Raw genomic sequence first — 19,513 nt, 5'->3', positions numbered from 1 at the left:
AATGGGGGAGGGTGGAAGACAGTCAGGGCACCTCGAAGAAGAGGCACTACGTCGGTGAGGGATGACGTGAGCGAGCACACCAACAACGCTGTAGTACTGCGGTACGGCGATGACGAGTACACCTACCCGGTGATCGACAGCACCGTCGGCGACAAGGGCTTCGACATCGGGAAGCTCCGGGCCAATACCGGCCTGGTGACGCTGGACAGCGGATACGGCAACACCGCCGCCTATAAATCCGCCATCACGTACCTCGACGGTGAGCAGGGCATTCTGCGCTACCGCGGATACCCGATCGAGCAGCTCGCCGAGCGCTCGTCGTTCCTCGAGGTCGCGTACACGCTGATCAACGGCGACCTTCCGCAGGTCGACCAGCTGGCGACCTTCAAGAACGAGATCACCCAGCACACGCTGCTGCACGAGGACGTCAAGCGGTTCTTCGACGGCTTCCCGCGCGACGCCCACCCGATGGCCATGCTGTCCTCGGTCGTCAGCGCGCTGTCCACGTTCTACCAGGACAGCCACAACCCGTTCGACGAGCAGCAGCGTCACCTGTCGACGATCCGCCTGCTGGCGAAGCTGCCGACGATCGCGGCGTACGCCTACAAGAAGTCGATCGGCCACCCCTTCGTCTACCCGCGCAACGACCTCGGGTACGTCGAGAACTTCCTGCGCATGACCTTCTCGGTCCCCGCCCAGGAGTACGAGCTGGACCCGGTCGTCGTCTCGGCGCTGGACAAGCTGCTCATCCTGCACGCGGACCACGAGCAGAACTGTTCGACCTCCACCGTGCGTCTGGTCGGCTCCTCGCAGGCGAACATGTTCGCCTCGATCTCCGCCGGTATCTCGGCGCTGTGGGGCCCCCTGCACGGTGGCGCCAACCAGTCGGTGCTGGAGATGCTGGAAGGCATCCAGGCCAACGGCGGCGACGTCGACTCCTTCATCCGCAAGGTGAAGAACAAGGAGGACGGCGTCCGCCTGATGGGCTTCGGCCACCGGGTGTACAAGTCCTTCGACCCGCGCGCCAAGATCATCAAGGCTGCCGCCCACGACGTGCTGTCCGCGCTCGGCAAGTCCGACGAGCTGCTCGACATCGCGCTCAAGCTGGAGGAGCACGCGCTCTCCGACGACTACTTCGTCTCGCGCAACCTCTACCCCAACGTGGACTTCTACACCGGTCTGATCTACCGGGCCATGGGCTTCCCGACCGAGATGTTCACCGTGCTCTTCGCGCTCGGCCGGCTTCCCGGCTGGATCGCCCAGTGGCACGAGATGATCAAGGAGCCGGGTTCCCGCATCGGCCGCCCGCGCCAGATCTACACCGGCGAGGTCCTGCGCGACTTCGTCCCGGTCGAGGGCCGCTGACCCGGACCTCGTGTCGAGGCCGCTGATCCGGACCTCGTACCGCAGGGTTCCGCACCGCCGGAACCCGTACCGCCCGTAGTGCCCGGCCTCTTCGGCCGACTGCCTTCGCCCCGCGTACCGCGCTTCGCACAGAGCGCGGTGTCCGGGGCGATTCGGCGTCCTGGAGGGGGAGTGGGGAGCAGGGAAGGCGTGGCGGGGAGGGGTGGAAGGGCCGGGAGAGCGAGAAACGCCCCGCCGCCGATCCCCCCACGGGTCGACGGTCAGGGCGCTTCCCATATCCCGGAGCGGATTCCCCCCACGGGATCCGGCCGGGCGTCTGGCAGGGAGCCGAGGCTCCCGTGTTCTGTTGTGTTCCCTTGTTGTGCTGCGATCCGCCGGGGTACGTACGCACGGGAGGGCCGCTCAAAGCTCCCCGGTGCACGTGCCCCGGCCAAACGCTTGCCACAGGAGCGTCCCCCAAGACACTCCATCGGACGTCCCCCAAGACATCCTTGGCATCGCACTCTAAGACTCACGAACCCACCGGATGGTTACCCTGAATTCGGTGTGATCTAAATCTCTTTGTGGAAGTTACGTGAAGGCACGCAACCGTAGGCTGTTCGTGACGACGAACACGGACGAAAACGCCATGGCGGCTCCCGCGATCATTGGGTTGAGCAGGCCACTTGCAGCCAGGGGCAAGGCCGCAACGTTGTACCCGAAGGCCCAGAAGAGGTTGCCCCTGATGGTGGCCAGCGTACGCCTGGAGAGGCGGATTGCGTCAGCCGTCACCTTGAGATCTCCACGAACCAGCGTGAGGTCGCTCGCCTCGATCGCCGCATCCGTCCCGGTGCCCATCGCCAGCCCCAGATCTGCCGTGGCCAGCGCGGCGGCGTCGTTCACCCCGTCGCCGACCATGGCGACGACCCGGCCCTCCGCCTGAAGGCTCTTCACGACGTTCACCTTGTCCTCCGGAAGCACCTCCGCATGGACCTCGTCGATGCCCACCTCGCGCGCCACGGCCTCCGCCACGGCCCGGTTGTCGCCGGTCAGCAGGACGGGCCTGAGGCCCAGGGCGCGCAGCTCGGCGACGGCCTCCGCGCTGCTGTCCTTGACCGCGTCCGCCACCCCGAACACACCTCGCGCCTCGCCGTCCCAGGCCACGACGACCGCCGTACGGCCGTGCTCCCCGGCCTCCGCCAGGGCCTCCGACAGCTCGGCCGGGAGCGGGATCGCCGCATCGGTGAGGAGGCGGGGCCGTCCGACGAGGACGGCGTGGCCCTCGACGGTGCCCCGGACGCCGAGTCCGGGGATGTTGGCGAAGTCCTCGGGGGTCGGGAGGGGCCCGGTGGTGTCGGTGGCGGCGGTGGCGATGGCTTGGGCGATGGGGTGTTCGGAGGCGTGTTCGAGGGCTCCGGCGAGGCGCAGGACTTCCTTCTCGTCGGTTCCGGGGGCGGTGTGGGTGGTCTGGAGGGTCATGCGGCCGGTGGTGACGGTGCCGGTTTTGTCGAGGACGATGGTGTCGGCGCGGCGGGTGGTCTCCAGGACTTCGGGGCCCTTGATGAGGATGCCGAGTTGGGCGCCGCGGCCGGTGCCGACCATGAGGGCGGTGGGGGTGGCGAGGCCGAGGGCGCAGGGGCAGGCGATGATGAGGACGGCGACGGCCGCGGTGAAGGCTGCGGTGAGTCCGGCGTCGTTGCCGAGCCAGAAGCCGAGGGTGGCGAGGGCGAGGGCGATGACGATGGGGACGAAGACGGCGGAGATGCGGTCGGCGAGGCGTTGTGCGGAGGCTTTGCCGTTCTGGGCGTCTTCGACGAGGCGGGCCATGCGGGCGAGTTGGGTGTCGGTGCCGACGCGGGTGGCTTCGACGACGAGGCGTCCGCCGGCGTTGAGGGTGGCTCCGGTGACGGTGTCGCCGGCCGAGACCTCGACGGGTACGGATTCGCCGGTGAGCATCGAGGCGTCCACGGCGGAGGAGCCCTCGACGACGGTTCCGTCCGTCGCGATCTTCTCCCCGGGACGCACGACGAAGCGATCGCCGACGACGAGCTCGCCCGCCGGGACGCGCACCTCCCTGCCCGCCCTGAGTACGGCGACGTCCTTGGCGCCCAGATGCATCAGCGCCCGCAGCGCCGCGCCGGACTTCCGCTTCGCGCGGGCTTCCAGGTAGCGGCCCAGCAGGATGAACGTGATGACCCCGGCCGCCACCTCCAGGTAGATCGTCGAGGTGGCGTCGGCGCGCGAGACGGTGAGGTCGAAGCCGTGGCGCATGCCGGGCATACCCGCGTCGCCGAGGAACAGGGCCCACAGCGACCAGCCGAACGCGGCGAGCGTGCCGAGCGAGACCAGGGTGTCCATCGTGGCCGCGCCGTGCTTCGCGTTGGTCCAGGCAGCGCGGTGGAAGGGCAGGCCGCCCCAGACGACGACGGGCGCGGCGAGGGTGAGGCTCAGCCACTGCCAGTAGTCGAACTGGAAGGCCGGGATCATGGCGAGCAGGACGACGGGAACGGCGAGCACGGCGGAGACGACGAGACGCTGCCGGAGCGAGTCGGTGGAGGCGTCCGGTTCCGCGACGCCGTCCTGGGCTGCTTCCGCTTCCGGTTCGGCTTCCGGTTCGGGTTCCGGTTTCGTCTCTGCTTCTGCTTCCGCGTTCGGTGCCGGTGTGGCTTCCGCTGCCGGTGCCTTCCGTTCCGGTCGGGTCACGGGGCGGGCCGTGTAGCCGGTTTTCTCGACCGTGGCGACGAGGTCGCCCAGCTCCAGCCCCTCCTCGAAGGTGACGCGGGCCTTCTCGGTCGCGTAGTTCACCGTGGCGGTGACGCCGTCCATCCGGTTGAGCTTCTTCTCGACGCGGGCCGCACACGAGGCGCAGGTCATCCCGCCGATCATGAGCTCGGCCTCGGAGGCGTCGGCGGCCGGGTGGTCGGCTGCTGCTGTGCTGGCCATGTCCGAACTCCAGGGAAACGCGGGTCGGGCCGTACCCCACCAGTATCGGCTGGTGAGGCCGGCCCGACGACGAACGGGGTGCTGCTGCGGGCCGGCCCTCAGGCGGCCGGGCCGAGGAGCTCGTACCCGGCCTCGTCCACGGCGGCACGGACGGCGTCCTCGGTCAGCGGGGCCTTGGAGCTGACGGTGACCAGGCCGGTGGCGGCGACGGCCGCGACCGAGGTCACGCCCGCGAGTGCGGAGATCTCCTCCGACACGGCGCCCTCGCAGTGGCCGCAGGTCATGCCCTTGACCTCGTACACGGCGGTGACCGCGTCGGTCCCCTCGATCCGCACGTCGGCCGCGCCGTCGTGGCAGGAACCGGCGGGCGAGCAGCAGGAGCCGGTGGACTGGGCGGTCTCGGTCTCGGCGGTCATGACGTTCTCCTCTTCGCGAACACGTTTCGGCGGCACGGCGGGGCGGATGGGGCCGCAGAGGCCTCCGGGGCGCCCCGTCTCCTCCACACTATACCCCTAGGGGGTATGAATGCGCTCCGGCGGTGCCGTGTGTCGGCCGGTGGCGGTTCGCGGCGGCGGCCGGTGACGGTCTACGGCGCGTCCGGGGTCCGCTGCAGTACGGCGTCGCCGACCAGGGGGTCCAGATAGCGGAACATGACCGTCTTCAGCTCCTGGATGTAGGCCTCGCGCTCCTCGCCCTCGTGGGCCATGACCAGGTCCAGCCCGGCCTTGAAGATGATGAAGGCCATGTCGGCGATCCGGTGGACCTGCTCGGCGGGCGCGTCCGGGAGGTAGCAGGCGAGCGCCGATTCGACCCGCGTCAGCATCGTGGCGTGCAGCGTGTCGTGCTCCTCGGTGATCCGGCCGGGGATCTCCGAGCCGTGCATCAGGACGGAGAAGGCCGGGTTCTCGCAGTTGAAGGCGATCAGCGGGTCGAGGATGGCGTCCAGCATGCGGTCGAGCGGCAGCTCGATATGGCTCTGCGAGAAGGCGGCGCCGTAGGTGTCCCGCCAGCGGTTGAGCAGCTGGTCGCCGAGCTCGACGGCGATGGCCTCCTTGTTCGGGAAGAACTGGTAGAGCGTGCCCGGCGACACCCCGGCCTCGCGGGCGATGGCGTTGGTGCTGGACGCGGTGTAGCCGCTGGTGCAGAAGACGTTGGCGGCGGCCCGGAGCAGCTGGGCGATACGGGCCTCGCCGCGGGCCTGGCGGCGGCGTGGGCGGGCGGGGCCCGGCGCTCCGTCGGCCGTACGGGCGGTGGGTCCGCCGTCCGCTCCGTCCGCTGCGGCGCCCTTGGTGGCTTTGGCCTCCGACACGGTCAATCCCCGGCTCTCATGATGCGGTTGACAAACACGAGTGGTCGCTCGCATTCTAGTGGAACGCGAGCGACTACTCGTGTTTGCCAGGGTAAGTGGCAACGACCGACCCATGCTGCCTTGTGCTGCCCGGGTCTCGGTGAAGGGGACACCGCACCATGTCCGAAGTCAACCGTTCCGCGCCGCCTTCGGTCGGCGGCTGGACCCGGTTCGTCACCGCCCGGCCGCGGCTCGCGCTGCTGGCCGCGCTGGTGATCACCGCACTCGCCGTGTTCGCCGGGAGCGGGGTGGCGGACCGGATGGGCAGCGGCGGCTGGCAGGCCCCCGACGCCGAGTCGACCTATGCGACCGAGGCGCTGGCGCGGGAGTTCCCCGCCTCCCAGCCCAATCTGCTCCTGCTGGTGGACAGCGGCTCCGCGACCGTCGACGACCCGGCGGTGGCCGCCGAGGCCGCCCGCCTCGTCGAGCGGCTGGAGGCCGAGGAGGGGATCTCGGGCATCGGGTCCTACTGGGGGACGCAATCGCCCGCGCTGCGCTCCGAGGACGGCCACGAGGCGATCATCGCCGCCCGGATCGGGGGCGACGAGAAGACCGCCGGTGAGACCCTCGACCGGATAGCCCCGGCCTTCGCGGGGGAGCGGGGGCCGGTGACGGTCTCCATCGGCGGGCCCGTCGCCGTGCAGCACGAGATGCAGACGATCATCCAGGAGGACCTGCTGCGGGCCGAGCTGATCGCCCTGCCGGTGACGCTCGTCCTGCTGGTCATGGTCTTCGGCAGCGCCGTGGCCGCGATGCTGCCGCTCGGCGTCGGCATCGTCGCCATCCTCGGCACCAACGCCGTGTTGCGGGGCCTGACGGAGTTCACCGACGTCTCGGTCTTCGCCATGAACCTCACGACGGCCCTCGGCCTCGGACTCGCCATCGACTACGCCCTGTTCATCGTCCGCCGCTTCCGCGAGGAGCTGGCAGGTGGGGCGGACCCCCGGACGGCGGTGGGCACGACCCTGCGGACCGCCGGGCGTACGGTGCTGTTCTCCGCGCTGACCGTGGCCGTGTCGCTGTCGGCCATGCTGGTCTTCCCGCAGTACTTCCTGCGGTCCTTCGCCTACGCCGGGATCGCCGTGGTCCTGCTGGCCGCCGCTGCCGCGCTGATCCTGCTGCCCGCGGCGCTGGTCCTGCTCGGCCACCGGATCAACTCGCTGGACCTGCGCCGGCTGCTGCGCCGCCGCAAGAAGGACACCTCGCCCGAAGGCGACAGCGCGGGCACGGGAGCGGGCGCTTCGCCCGGCCGGGGCTGGGCGAAGCTGGCGGCGCTGGTGATGCGCAGGGCGCCCGTCTTCGCCGTCGTCACCACCGTCGGGCTCCTGCTGCTCGGACTGCCCTTCCTGGGCGTCAAGTTCGGCACGGCGGACGACCGTCAGCTGCCGGCCGGCGCGGAGTCCCGGGTCGTCCAGGAACACATCCGCGACGGATTCCCCGGCAGCCCCGGCGGCGGCCTGGAGGTGCTGGCCGAGGGACAGGGTTCCCCCGCCGAGTACGCGGACCTGAAGAGCCGCATCGAGCAACTGCCCGGCGTCCTGCGGGTCGACGGCCCGGTCACCGCGGACTCCGTCGCCTACTACAGCGTGCTGCCCGAGGGCGAAGCCGTCGGCGAGGAGACCCAGCAGCTCGTACGGGACCTGAGGGCGGTGCCCTCCGCCTCCTCCCTCGACACCTCGGTGACGGGCACGGCGGCGGTCCTCGTCGACTCCAAGGACGCCATAGCCGACCGGCTGCCCTGGGCGCTGGCGATCATCGTGGTCGTGACCCTGCTCCTGGTCTTCCTGCTCACCGGCAGCGTGCTCATCCCGCTCCAGGCGGTGGTGCTCAACGCCCTCAGCCTGACCGCGATGTTCGGAGCCGTGGTCTGGGTCTTCCAGGACGGAAACCTCTCCGGACTGCTCGCCTTCACCAGCACGGGCGACATCGAGACGACGCTGCCCGTCCTGATGTTCTGCGTGGCCTTCGGGCTCTCCATGGACTACGGGGTCTTCCTGATATCCCGGATCAAGGAGGAGTACGACCGCACCGGCGACCACGAGCACTCCGTCACCTTCGGACTCCGCCACACCGGCGGGCTGATCACCGCGGCCGCCGTGATCCTCGCCGTCGTGATGGTGGCCATCGGCACCTCGCGGGTCACCAACACCAAGATGCTGGGGCTCGGTATCGCCCTCGCCGTCCTGATGGACGCCATGGTGGTGCGCAGCCTGCTGGTCCCGGCGGTGATGAAGCTGATGGGCCGCTCCACCTGGTGGGCCCCCGCGCCTCTGCGGGCCTTCCACCGCAGGTTCGGCCTGAGCGAAGGGGATTCGACCCCGGCGGGTCCCGCCGCTCCGGAGGCTCCGGGCGACAGGGGCGGCCCCGGGGGCGCCGGGCCCACGGCGGAGGCCGAGGGGATATCGGGCGCGGGCGCGGAGATCGCCGAACCGGCGAGACGCTGAGACCGGCGACGGAAGCCTGTTCGGAAACAGCCCTCGGGGAAGCCGGAAATGGCCTCGGGGTGCCGCCTGACGGGCCAGCCTGGCACCGAACGGATGGCGGGCGGGGGCCGGGCTCCCCGCCCGCCCCGGAAGGCGCCAAAGGGCCGTCGGCGGCATCGGCAAAGCGCCGTTGACCTGGGCTTTCATGCTCATCGAGCCTAAAATTTCCGTAACGGAAAAGGGGGCCCGGATGGACCGGAACGTTCGTACGACAGACGACGTATTGGCTTTGATGGACGGCCTGTTCGCCCCGGAGGCGGACCGGTGGACGGCCGGCGGCGCGTCCTGGTGGGACGAGTTCTACGCGGACCGGTCGAAGCCGGTGCCGTTCTTCGCGGACAAGCCCGACGAGAACCTCGACGCGTATGTCCGCCAAGGGCTGATCACCCCGGGCCGTGTGCTCGAACTCGGCTGTGGGCCCGGCCGCAACGCGCTGCACCTGGCGTCGCTCGGCTTCGATGTCGACGCGGTCGACCTCTCCCCGGCGGCGCTGGCCTGGGCCCGGGAGCGGGCCGAGAAGGCGGGGGCCGGCTCCATCCGGTTCCACCTCGGTGACGCGTTCGCCCTGACGGCGACGGGGGCGCCCCTGGCCGGACCGTACGACCTGATCTACGACTCCGGCTGCTTCCACCACCTGCCGCCCCACCGCCGGATCAGCTACCTCGCCCTCCTGGAGCGCTGCCTCGCGCCCGGCGGTCACTTCGCGCTCACCTGCTTCGCCGCCGGGGAGGGCGGGATGGGTTCGGAACTGCCGGACGCCGAGCTCTATCTGACGGGTGGGCTGCACGGCGGGCTCGCTTACACGGACGACGAGCTGCGCCACGTCTTCTCCGGCCTGACGGAGGTGGAGGAGAGGGAACTGCGCCGGATGAACGACGAGGCGCCCGAATCCCCGCTCTTCGGGGAGCCGTTCCTCTGGACGGCCCTCTTTCGCAGGGCCGCCGGCCAGGGGTAGCGGGGAGCGGGGGCCTGGAGCCGCCGGGACGCCGGGGTGCCCACGCCGGGAGTCAACGGCCCCTGTTGCGGGGCCGGGAGGCGACCCAGGCGCGGACGGTGTCGCCGTACCAATACGGTTTCCCGTTCTTCACCTGGTCGGGCGGCGGAAGGAGCCCGTGCTTGCGATAGGAGCGGACGGTGTCCGGCTGGACCTGGATGTGCGCGGCAATGTCCTTGTAGGACCAGAGCGTTCTGTCCGTCATCGGTGACACCTCTCTGCACTTCTCAAGCCGACGATCACTCAGCCTGTGCTCGGTTGAACGACCTTGGGCGGCAGGCCGGGTGGGGCTGTCGCCCGGCTGTGACAGAAAACCCGCGTAACAGAGATATGTGTACCGAAACGGTTACTGCTGTGGCAGAAAGGATGAACCGGGGCCGGTGTTGCGGATCGCGGCCACTGTCGGACCCGGGTGCCACGATGAGGACCATGAGCACTTCCGAACGCCCGATGCCCCCTCCACTCGCCGACGAACGCACCTCTCTGGAGAGCTGGCTGGACTTCTACCGCGCCACCCTCGCCCAGAAGTGCGCCGACCTGCCCGAGAAGGGCCTGCGTGAGGAGGCCGCCGCGCCCTCGCCGATCACCCTGCTCGGACTGCTGCAGCACCTGGCGGAGGTCGAGCGGAACTGGTTCCGCCGGGTGCTCGCCCAGGAGGACGTCCCACCGCTCTTCGCCCCTCCGGCCGGCGGCGGGACTCCGGGCCACGCGGGCGGCTGGGAGCTCGCCGAGGACTCCACCCACGAGCAGGCGCTCGCGCGGTGGGAGGCCGAGGTGGCGACGGCCCGGCAGAACTGCGCGGCCCGGGCGCTCGACGACACCAGCCCGTTCATGGGCGGGCAGGTCACGCTGCGCTGGATCTACACGCACATGATCGGCGAGTACGCCCGGCACTGCGGCCACGCCGACCTGATCCGTGAACGCGTCGACGGGCGCACGGGAATCTGACCCGGGGGCCTCGGGGGCCTCGGGGGCCTTCGGGGCATCGGAGGTCTCGGGGCGGAGGCCTCAGGATGCCGGGCCGGGCGAGCGGGTTCCGCCGCAGGAGCGGAGGAACTCGCGGGTGCGGCGCGCGATGGGGAACGGCTTGTCCGGCGGGCACGGATACATGTCCTGCTCCACGATCGCGAACAGGTCGACGTCCAGGGCGCGGGCCGCGTCCAGGACCGGTTCCAGGGCGGGGACTCCGCCGGGCGGCTCGCACATCACGCCCCGGGCCACCGCCGGGCCGAACGGCACCTCCTCCGCCACCACCGCCGCCAGGATCTCCGGATCGACCTGCTTGAGATGGAGGTAGCCGATGCGTTCCCCGTACGTCTCGATGAGCTTGACGCTGTCGCCGCCGCAGTAGGCGTAGTGCCCGGTGTCCAGGCAGAGCGAGACCAGGTCCGGATCGGTGGCGTCGAGGAAGCGGCTGACGTTCTCCTCGGTGTCGATGTGGGTGTCGGCGTGCGGATGGACGACGATCCGCAGCCCGAACCGCTCCCGGACCTCCCGGCCCAGCCGCTCCGTCTGGGCCGTCAGGTCCCGCCACTGGGCGGGCGTGAGCGTGCGGTCCTCCAGCACCTCGCCCGTCTTGTCGTCGCGCCAGAAGGAGGGGATGACGACCAGGTGTTCGGCGCCCATGGCCCGGGTCAGTGCGGCGATGTCCGCGACATGCGCCCAGGTCCGGTCCCAGACGTCCGGTCCGTGGTGCAATCCGGTGAAAACGGTGCCGGCGGAGACCGTGAGCCCCCGGCTGCGGGTCTCGTCGGCCAGCCTGGCGGGGTCGGTGGGCAGATAGCCGTACGGGCCGAGCTCGATCCACGCGTACCCGGCCTCGGCCACCTCGTCGAGGAAGCGTTGCCAGGGCACCTGCTTCGGGTCGTCGGGGAACCACACCCCCCAGGAGTCGGGAGCCGAGCCGATACGGATGCGGGCCGAGGAGCGGACGGAGGGGGTCATAACGCCCAGCCTCGTGGCGGGTGCGGAAGAGTGTCAAGGGTTCGTCCGAATGTCCGGACAAAATATTGACAGGGTTCCCGGGAGGGGACTAGACCTGGGACCAGCCGGCCACCGGCGGGGCGAACCGGCGGTCCGAAGGGATGCGTATGCCTGAGCCGTACGACGTGATCACCATGGGGCGGATCGGGGTGGACCTCTACCCGCTGGAGGTCGGGGTCCCGCTCGCCCGGGTCGAGACGTTCGGCAAGTTCCTCGGCGGCTCCCCGACGAACGTCGCGGTGGCGGCGGCCCGGCTGGGGCGGCGTACGGCCGTGATCACCCGGACCGGGCAGGACGCCTTCGGCACGTATCTCCACCAGGAACTGGCACGGTTCGGCGTGGACGCCCGCTGGGCGACGGCCGTGGCGGAGTATCCGACCCCGGTCACCTTCTGCGAGATCTTCCCGCCGGACGACTTCCCGCTCTACTTCTACCGGCAGCCCAAGGCCCCTGACCTGGAGATCCACGCGCCGGACCTCGATCTGGACGCGGTGCGCTCGGCCAGGATCTTCTGGATGACGGGCACCGGACTCAGCGCCGAGCCGAGCCGGTCCGCCACGCTGGCCGCCCTCGACGCGCGCGGCACCGGCCCGGCGGATGCGTCGCGTACGGCGACGGCGACCGTCTTCGACCTCGACTGGCGGCCGATGTTCTGGGACGGGGGCGACGACAGCACCGAGGCGCCCGCGCGGTACCGCGAGGCGCTGGCCCGTGCCACGGTCGCCGTCGGCAACGTCGACGAGTGCCGCATCGCGACCGGCGAACGCGAACCGTACGCGGCGGCCCGCGCGTTGCTCGCGGCCGGGGTGGAGCTCGCCGTCGTCAAGCAGGGGCCGAAGGGCGTGCTCGCCGTCCACCGTGACGGCGCCACCGCCGATTGCCCGCCGCTGCCGGTGGAGGTGGTCAACGGCCTCGGCGCGGGGGACGCGTTCGGCGGCGCGCTCTGCCATGGGCTGCTCGCCGGGTGGCCGCTGGACCGCCTCGTGCGGTACGCGAACGCGGCCGGCGCGATCGTCGCCTCCCGGCTCGCCTGCTCGTCCGCGATGCCGTTCCCGGACGAGGTCGAGCAAGCCATCGAGGCCGGCGCCGTCACCGCGGACCCCGGCACCCCGACCGCCACCGGCACCCCGACCACCCCCAGCGCCCCCGCGGCCCCCCGGACCGGAGCCGGCTCATGACGCCGCTCGCGCCCTCGCTCTCCGAGCTGGTCCGGCTGCGCGCCGAGCGGCCCGAAGCCGTGGCCGAGGCCGCCGCGCGACGGAAGCGGCGGCGGCTGATCCGTACCACCGGCGACCGGTTGATGATCATCGCGGCCGACCATCCCGCGCGCGGCGCGCTCGCCGTCGGGGACCGGTCGCTCGCCATGGCCAACCGCTTCGAACTGCTGGAGCGGCTCTGCCTCGCCCTCTCCCGCCCCGGCGTCGACGGAGTGCTCGCCTCCGCCGACGTCCTGGACGATCTCCTCCTGCTCGGAGCCCTGGAGGACAAGATCGTGATGGGCTCGATGAACCGCGGCGGGCTGGCCGGCGCCGCGTTCGAGCTCGACGACCGGTTCACCGGGTACCGCCCCGACGACCTGGTCCGCCACGGGTTCGACGCCGGGAAGCTGCTGCTCCGCATCGACCACGACGACCCCGGTTCGCTGGACACCCTGCACACCGCCGCCCGGACCATCGACGCGATGGCCGCGCACCGGCTGCCCGTCTTCGTCGAGCCGTTCCTCTGCCGCCGCGTCGACGGCCGCCTCCGCAACGACCTCGGCGCCGCCGCCGTGGCGACCTCCATCGCCATCGCGTCGGGCCTCGCCGGGACCTCCGCGTACACCTGGCTCAAGGTCCCCGTCACCGACGACCCCGACGCCATGGGCCGGGCGATGGAGGCCTCCACGCTGCCCGCCGTCCTGCTCGGCGGCGAGGTCGGCGAGGACCAGGACGCCGCGTACGGGAAGTGGCGCGACGCGCTGCGGCTGCCCACCGTGCGCGGGCTGGTCGTGGGGCGCTCGCTGCTCTACCCGGTCGACGGGGACGTGGCCGGCGCCGTCGACACCGCCGTAGGGCTGCTCCGGACGGGTAGGGAGGGGGCATGACGACGCATCATCCCGCTCCTGGCCGAGGGCGGCAGCCCGCGTTCCACCTCCCGGCGGGCAGCGCCGCGCGCGGGGCGTACGCCCTCGACATCGATCCCGCTCGGGCCGGCTGGGACCGTTCGTCCCTGCGGGTGCTGGAGCTGGAGCCGGGCGGTGTTCACACGCTCGTCACCGGCGGTAGTGAATGGATCGTCCTGCCGTTGGCCGGTGGCTGTACGGTGCATACAGCAGGTCGGACCTTTGAACTGCTGGGCCGGGAAAGCGTGTTCAGCGGGGTGTCCGACTTCGCCTACGTACCGCGCGACGCCCACGCACAGATCTCCTCCGGCGCAGGAGGCCGCTTCGCCCTGGCAGGAGCGAAGTGCGAGCGACGACTCCCCGCTCGCTACGGCCCCGCGCCGGAGGTACCCGTCGAGCTGCGCGGCTCCGGGACCTGCTCGCGGCAGGTGAACAACTTCGCCGCCGCCGACACCTTCGACTGCGACCGGCTGATCGCCGTGGAGGTCCTCACCCCCGGCGGCAACTGGTCCTCCTACCCGCCCCACAAACACGACGAGGACGTGCCGGGCGAGGAGTGCGAACTGGAGGAGATCTACTACTTCGAGGTGCAGGACGGCGGTCTCGGCTACCACCGCGTCTCCCCGTCGCGCGACGGCGGTACGGACGTCCTCGCCGAGGTGCGCGGCGGTGACGCCGTCCTCATCCCCGACGGCTGGCACGGCCCGTCCATCGCCCCGCCCGGCCGGACGCTGTACTACCTGAACGTGATGGCCGGGCCGGGGGAGGAGCGCGCCTGGCTGATCCGCGACCATCCCGACCACCGCTGGATCCGCGACACCTGGCCAGGCGAGCCGATCGACGCCAGACTCCCGCTGTACACGGCGCATCCGTCGCCCGGCCCGGAGGTAACGCCTTGAGCCCGACGAGTCCCGCGAGCCCGACGAGTACCGCGACCCCCCACTGTCCCACCCGGCGGCTGACCACCGCTCAGGCGCTGGTGGCCTTCCTGGCCCGGCAGTACACCGAGCGCGACGGCCGCCGGCAGCGGCTCATCAGCGCCACCTGGGGCATCTTCGGCCACGGCAATGTCGCGGGCATCGGCCAGGCGCTCGTGGAAGCGGCGGCGGGCGGCGGCCCAGGCAGCCCCGGCGGAACCACCCCCGGCAACGGCACCGGCAACGGCACCGGGCACCGCATGCCCTACCTCCAGGGCCGCAACGAACAGGCCATGGTGCACGCGGCCGTGGGGTACGCCCGGCAGTCCGGGCGGCTCTCGGCGCACGCGGTGACCACGTCCATCGGCCCGGGAGCCACCAACCTCGTCACCGGGGCCGCGCTCGCCACGATCAACCGCCTGCCCGTCCTCCTCCTGCCCGGCGACACCTTCGCGACCCGGCCCGCCGACCCCGTACTGCAACAGCTCGAAGTGCCGTACGCGGGTGACGTGTCCGTCAACGACTGTCTGCGCCCGGTCTCGCGCTACTTCGACCGGATCACCCGGCCGGAGGCGCTGATTCCGGCCGCCCTCCAGGCGATGCGCGTCCTCGCCGACCCGGCCGAGACCGGGGCCGTCACGCTCGCGCTGCCGCAGGACGTACAGGCGGAGGCGTACGACTGGCCGGAGGAGTTCTTCGCCGAGCGCGACTGGCACATCCGCAGGCCCGCCCCCGACACGTACGAGCTGGAAGCGGCGGTACGGGCGATCCGCTCCGCCCGCCGCCCCCTGATCGTCGCGGGTGGCGGGGTCCGGCACAGCGCCGCCGAGGAGACGCTCGCCGCGTTCACCGCCGCGACCCGCATCCCGGTCGCCTCCACCCAGGCCGGCAAGGGCGCGCTCCGCCACGACCACCCGGCCGACGTCGGCGGCATCGGCCACACCGGCACCGCCACCGCCGACGAACTGGCCCGCACCGCCGACCTGGTGATCGGTATCGGCACCCGCTTCTCCGACTTCACCACCGCGTCCGGCACGCTCTTCGCCGATCCGGCGGTCCGCTTCCTCCACCTCAACATCACCGGCTTCGACGCCCACAAACTCGGCGCCCTCCCCCTGGTCGCCGACGCCCGCGCGGGCCTGGAGGCGCTGACGGCGGCGCTCGCCGGACGCGGCTACCGGGTCGACCCGGCGTACGAGACGGAGTACACCAGCGCGAAGGAGGCGTGGGAGGAACGGGTCGAGGCATCCTTCGCCACCCCAGCCCCCGCCGCGCGCCCCACCCAGACCCAGGTCCTCGGCCTCCTGGACACCCTGGTCACCGAGGACGACATCCTCATCAACGCCGCCGGCTCCCTCCCCGGCGACCTGCACAAACTCTGGCGCGCCCGCTCCCGCGACCAGTACCACGTCGAGTACGGCTACTCCTGCATGGGCTACGAGATCCCGGCCGCGATCGGCGTCCTGCTCGCGACCGGAAGCCAGGGACGTGCGGGCCGCCCCGTCTGGGCACTCGTCGGCGACGGCACGTATCTGATGAACCCCACCGAGATCGTCACCGCCGTCCAGGAGAACCTGCCGCTCAAACTGCTGATCCTGCAGAACCACGGGTACGCCTCCATCGGCGGCCTGTCCGAAGCGGTCGGCGCCGAGCGCTTCGGCACGGCCTACCGCCACCGGGACGCCGACGGCGGCTTCACCGGCCCGCCGCTCCCCGTCGACCTGGCCGCCAACGCGGCCTCCCTCGGCCTGCGGGTCCTGCGCGCCACCACCGTCGACGACCTGCGCAAAGCCCTCTCCGAGGCGCGCGACGCGGAGGGCCCCACTTGTGTCTACGTCGAGACCGAAACGCCCGACACAGTGTCGGGCCCGCCTCCGGCACAGGCGTGGTGGGATGTTCCGGTAGCCGAAACCGCGAGCCGACCGGCGGCGCTCAAGGCCCGGGAGGAGTACGACCGGCAGGTCGCCGCCCGACGCCGCCACCTGTGAGACCGGCCCCCACGCCTGCCTGAAGCCTGAAGGAGTACGTCATGACGAAGACCGTCAACCACTGGATCGGCGGCAAGACAGTGGAGGGCACGTCGGGGCAGTACGGTCCGGTCACCGACCCGGCCACCGGCGCGGTCACCACACAGGTGGCGCTCGCCTCCGTCGAGGAGGTCGACGCGGCCGTGGCGGCGGCGAAGGCCGCGTACGCGACGTGGGGCACCTCCTCGCTCGCCCAGCGCACCGCGGTCCTCTTCCGCTACCGCGCGCTGCTGGACGCCCACCGCGACGACATCGCCGCGCTGATCACCGCCGAGCACGGCAAGGTGCACTCGGACGCGCTGGGCGAGGTCGCCCGCGGTCTGGAGATCGTCGAGCTGGCCTGCGGGATCACCACCCAGCTCAAGGGCGAGCTGTCCACCCAGGTGTCCAACCGGGTCGACGTCTCCTCGATCCGCCAGTCGCTCGGCGTCGTCGCGGGCATCACCCCGTTCAACTTCCCGGCCATGGTGCCGATGTGGATGTTCCCGCTGGCCATCGCCTGCGGCAACACGTTCGTGCTGAAGCCCAGCGAGAAGGACCCCTCGGCCGCCAACCTGCTGGCCGAACTGGCGTCGGAAGCGGGCCTTCCGGACGGCGTCCTCAACGTCCTGCACGGCGACAAGATCGCGGTGGACGGCCTCCTGAACCACCCCGACGTGGCCGCCGTCTCCTTCGTCGGCTCCACCCCCATCGCCCGCTACATCCACGCCACCGCCTCCGCCAACGGCAAGCGGGTCCAGGCGCTCGGCGGCGCGAAGAACCACATGCTCGTCCTCCCGGACGCCGACCTCGACGCGGCGGCCGACGCGGCGGTCTCGGCGGCGTACGGCTCCGCCGGTGAGCGCTGCATGGCGATCTCCGCCGTCGTCGCGGTCGGCGCGATCGGCGACGAGCTGGTCGCCAAGATCCGCGAGCGCGCCGAGAAGATCACGATCGGTCCCGGCAACGACCCGGCCTCCGAGATGGGCCCCCTGATCACCGCCGCCCACCGCGACAAGGTCGCCTCCTACGTCACGGGCGCCGCCGCCCAGGGAGCGGAGGTCGTCCTCGACGGCACGGGCCACACGGTCGAGGGCTTCGAGGACGGCCACTGGATCGGCCTGTCCCTCCTGGACAAGGTCTCCACCGACTCCGACGCGTACAAGGACGAGATCTTCGGCCCGGTGCTGTGCGTGCTCCGCGTCGACACGTACGAGGACGGCGTCGCCCTCATGAACGCCTCGCCGTTCGGCAACGGCACCGCGATCTTCACCCGCGACGGCGGCGCGGCCCGCCGCTTCCAGCTGGAGGTCGAGGCCGGCATGGTCGGCGTCAACGTCCCGATCCCGGTCCCGGTGGGCTACCACTCCTTCGGCGGCTGGAAGGACTCGCTCTTCGGCGACCACCACATCTACGGCAACGACGGCGTGCACTTCTACACTCGCGGCAAGGTCGTCACCACCCGCTGGCCCGACCCGGCCGACGCCCCGGCAGGCGTCGACCTGGGCTTCCCGCGCAACCACTGACCGACGCACCCCCCGGCCGCGCCCGGGCATCCGGCGAAAACCGGATGCCCGGGCGCGCCCGCGTCCCGCATCCTGGGGCCCATGAACACCCCGCCCCACCCGCCCCGTTACGAGATCCGCGCGCTCCACACCGCCACCACGGTCACCGTCTACCAGGCGTACCGCCCCGCCATCGGGCTGCCCGCCGCCCGCGACGGGCGGTTCCCCGAGGCCTGGAAGCGCGACCGGATGACCTGGATCAAGCCCAGCTTCCTGTGGATGATGTACCGCTGCGGATGGGGCACGAAGGAGGGCCAGGAGGTCGTCCTCGCCGTCGAGATTGACCGGAGCGGTCTGGAATGGGCCCTCGCGCACGCCGAACTCTCCCACTACGTACGCGAGGTGCACCCCGACCGGGCGTCCTGGAAGCGGAGCCTGCGCACCGCCCCCGCCCGGGTCCAGTGGGACCCCGAACGCGACCTCGACCTGAACCCGCTCCCGTACCGCTCCCTCCAGCTCGGCCTCAGCGGCGAGGCCGCCCGGCGGTACGCGGACGAGTGGACCGTGTCCGTACGCGACGTCACCCCGCTCGCCCGCGAGGTGCACGCCGCGGTCCGGGCGGGTGAGCGGGACCGGGCCGCCGCCCTGCTGCCGGTGGAGACCCCGCTCGGCCTCGCCGCGCCCCGGCCGGTACCCGTCGGCTCCTGAACCGCCTCAGGCCACCTCCGCCAGCGAGCGTGTCGCCCTGCGTACGTCGGCGAGGTACGTGACCACCTGCGGGTCTCTGCGCCACGGTTCCAACGACCGTCCGTAGACGCGCAGATACTCCATTCCCCGCAGGCTTCCCAGCCGGGTGAAGAGGTTCAGGGACTCACGTCCGAGGTGCAGGCTCTGGGCGAGGTCGCCGTTCTGGGCGTGCGCGGAGGCCAGCACCGAGAGCCGTACGCTCCGGGAGCGGGCGAAGGCGTCCGACGGCATGGGGCCGGCGGCGTTCCACGCGAACGTCGCCCGGTGGTTGCCGAGATCGCGGAAGGCCTCGGCGGCGTCCGTGATGATGCGGTGCTGGGTGAAGAACCCGATCCAGGCCGGCCCCTCACCGTCCGTGCCGCGTTCGGCCAGCCGTTCCGACTGCGCGATGCACGCGCTCGTCGACCGCTCGTCGCCCGCGCGGGCGTGCGACCGCGCCTCGATCAGCTTCGCGAAGCCCGCCACGCGGGGATCGAGGGTCTGCCCGCGCCGGTACGCGCCCTGCGCCATGTCGATGGCCTCGGACGTGAAACCGCGCATCAGCGACTGCATCGCCATGGTGGCGAGGACGTACGAGCCCAGGTCGGCGTCGCCGCCGGCCCGGGCCAGCCGCAGCGCCTGGATGAAATGGCGCTGGGCGATGCCGTGCCGGCCCGCGTCGAACGCCGTCCAGCCCGCCAGCCGCGCCATCTCCGCCGTGACCCGGAACAGGTCCCGCCCCACGGACTCCGAATAGCTGCCGTGCAGCAGCGGCGCGACCCGCCCGTACAGGTATTCCGTGAGGGACGCCGACTTCCGGTTCGCCCCGCCGAAGCGCGAGTCCCACTGGCGCGCATGGTCGGCGGCCTCCCTGAGCTCCGCGATGTGAGCCCGGTCGACCAGGGGGCCGGTCTCGCGCGCCCGGGTCGGTTCCGCCGGGTCGATGAGCCAGCGGCTGAACGGAGTGGCGAAAGCCGAGACGGCGAAGGTCTGACGGGTGAGGAACTGACGGCGGTTCACTGCGCTCCAATAGGCTGCTGCTTCGGTCACGGCGTCGTCCTGACGCCGGGCGAACTCCAGACCCAGCAGACTCGGATCGCGCTCCGCGCCCTGCATCCCGATCTCCGCGAGAGACACCGGTCTGCCCAGGGCCTCCGATA

General features: G+C 71.5%; 16 protein-coding genes. 10 read left to right on the top strand and 6 right to left on the bottom strand.

Annotated elements, in window-relative coordinates:
- Positions 1 to 66 precede the first annotated feature (66 nt).
- Positions 67 to 1,365, top strand: coding sequence for a citrate synthase (locus ACSMXR_RS11585; protein ID WP_030085548.1), 1,299 nt, complete (start codon positions 67 to 69; stop codon positions 1,363 to 1,365).
- Positions 1,366 to 1,935: 570 nt separating this feature from the next.
- Here the strand turns inward: ACSMXR_RS11585 and ACSMXR_RS11580 are convergent.
- From ACSMXR_RS11580 to ACSMXR_RS11570, 3 genes are all read right to left on the bottom strand, one after another.
- A complete protein-coding gene (locus ACSMXR_RS11580; protein WP_473171793.1) occupies positions 1,936 to 4,287 on the bottom strand; it encodes a heavy metal translocating P-type ATPase in 2,352 nt (783 codons plus the stop codon).
- 98 nt (positions 4,288 to 4,385) lie between these two features.
- Positions 4,386 to 4,703 (bottom strand): heavy-metal-associated domain-containing protein, encoded by a 318-nt coding sequence (locus ACSMXR_RS11575; RefSeq protein ID WP_473171792.1) that lies wholly within the window; start codon positions 4,701 to 4,703, stop codon positions 4,386 to 4,388.
- A gap of 170 nt (positions 4,704 to 4,873) precedes the next feature.
- Positions 4,874 to 5,596: a TetR/AcrR family transcriptional regulator gene (locus tag ACSMXR_RS11570; protein ID WP_218527462.1), complete on the bottom strand. Its 723-nt coding sequence runs from the start codon at positions 5,594 to 5,596 to the stop codon at positions 4,874 to 4,876.
- 158 nt (positions 5,597 to 5,754) lie between these two features.
- On the opposite strand from ACSMXR_RS11570, the gene ACSMXR_RS11565 reads away from it, so the two are divergent.
- Entirely contained in the window at positions 5,755 to 8,079 is a 2,325-nt protein-coding gene (locus ACSMXR_RS11565; protein ID WP_473171791.1) for an MMPL family transporter, read from the top strand.
- Positions 8,080 to 8,308: 229 nt separating this feature from the next.
- Entirely contained in the window at positions 8,309 to 9,073 is a 765-nt protein-coding gene (locus ACSMXR_RS11560) for a class I SAM-dependent methyltransferase (protein WP_364884042.1), read from the top strand.
- A gap of 52 nt (positions 9,074 to 9,125) precedes the next feature.
- On the opposite strand, the gene ACSMXR_RS11555 is transcribed toward ACSMXR_RS11560, so the two are convergent.
- Entirely contained in the window at positions 9,126 to 9,317 is a 192-nt protein-coding gene (locus ACSMXR_RS11555; RefSeq protein WP_010064909.1) for a helix-turn-helix transcriptional regulator, read from the bottom strand.
- A 224-nt stretch (positions 9,318 to 9,541) separates the two neighbouring features.
- On the opposite strand from ACSMXR_RS11555, the gene ACSMXR_RS11550 reads away from it, so the two are divergent.
- Positions 9,542 to 10,060: a DinB family protein gene (locus tag ACSMXR_RS11550; RefSeq protein WP_473171790.1), complete on the top strand. Its 519-nt coding sequence runs from the start codon at positions 9,542 to 9,544 to the stop codon at positions 10,058 to 10,060.
- Positions 10,061 to 10,120: 60 nt separating this feature from the next.
- Here the strand turns inward: ACSMXR_RS11550 and ACSMXR_RS11545 are convergent, their stop codons facing one another.
- Positions 10,121 to 11,056 (bottom strand): sugar phosphate isomerase/epimerase family protein, encoded by a 936-nt coding sequence (locus ACSMXR_RS11545; protein WP_364884037.1) that lies wholly within the window; start codon positions 11,054 to 11,056, stop codon positions 10,121 to 10,123.
- A 146-nt stretch (positions 11,057 to 11,202) separates the two neighbouring features.
- On the opposite strand from ACSMXR_RS11545, the gene iolC reads away from it, so the two are divergent.
- From iolC to ACSMXR_RS11515, 6 genes are all read left to right on the top strand, one after another.
- Positions 11,203 to 12,273: a 5-dehydro-2-deoxygluconokinase gene (iolC, locus tag ACSMXR_RS11540; RefSeq protein WP_473171789.1), complete on the top strand. Its 1,071-nt coding sequence runs from the start codon at positions 11,203 to 11,205 to the stop codon at positions 12,271 to 12,273.
- Positions 12,270 to 13,181, top strand: coding sequence for a Cgl0159 family (beta/alpha)8-fold protein (locus ACSMXR_RS11535; RefSeq protein WP_218527468.1), 912 nt, complete (start codon positions 12,270 to 12,272; stop codon positions 13,179 to 13,181). The genes iolC and ACSMXR_RS11535 overlap by 4 nt, the downstream gene beginning before the upstream one ends.
- Positions 13,178 to 14,098, top strand: coding sequence for a 5-deoxy-glucuronate isomerase (gene iolB, locus ACSMXR_RS11530; RefSeq protein WP_381908398.1), 921 nt, complete (start codon positions 13,178 to 13,180; stop codon positions 14,096 to 14,098). Before ACSMXR_RS11535 ends, iolB begins: the two co-directional genes overlap by 4 nt.
- Positions 14,095 to 16,104, top strand: a complete 2,010-nt coding sequence (gene iolD, locus ACSMXR_RS11525) for a 3D-(3,5/4)-trihydroxycyclohexane-1,2-dione acylhydrolase (decyclizing) (RefSeq protein WP_473171788.1) — start codon at positions 14,095 to 14,097, stop codon at positions 16,102 to 16,104. The genes iolB and iolD overlap by 4 nt, the downstream gene beginning before the upstream one ends.
- 41 nt (positions 16,105 to 16,145) lie before the next feature.
- Positions 16,146 to 17,648 (top strand): CoA-acylating methylmalonate-semialdehyde dehydrogenase, encoded by a 1,503-nt coding sequence (mmsA, locus tag ACSMXR_RS11520; RefSeq protein WP_137232973.1) that lies wholly within the window; start codon positions 16,146 to 16,148, stop codon positions 17,646 to 17,648.
- Between the two features lie 81 nt (positions 17,649 to 17,729).
- On the top strand, positions 17,730 to 18,335 hold the full coding sequence (locus ACSMXR_RS11515; protein WP_364884020.1) for a DUF4291 domain-containing protein: 606 nt from the start codon (positions 17,730 to 17,732) through the stop codon (positions 18,333 to 18,335).
- Between the two features lie 6 nt (positions 18,336 to 18,341).
- Here the strand turns inward: ACSMXR_RS11515 and ACSMXR_RS11510 are convergent, their stop codons facing one another.
- Positions 18,342 to 19,490 carry a sporulation protein gene (locus tag ACSMXR_RS11510; RefSeq protein WP_240805949.1) on the bottom strand — a complete coding sequence of 383 codons (1,149 nt, stop codon included), beginning with the start codon at positions 19,488 to 19,490 and terminating at the stop codon, positions 18,342 to 18,344.
- Positions 19,491 to 19,513: the final 23 nt, after the last annotated feature.

The sequence above is a fragment of the Streptomyces sp. DSM 106670 genome (genome assembly GCF_055792845.1).
The sequence above is the reverse complement of the archived record's forward strand: the minus strand, read 5'-3'. Positions and strand labels throughout refer to the sequence as shown.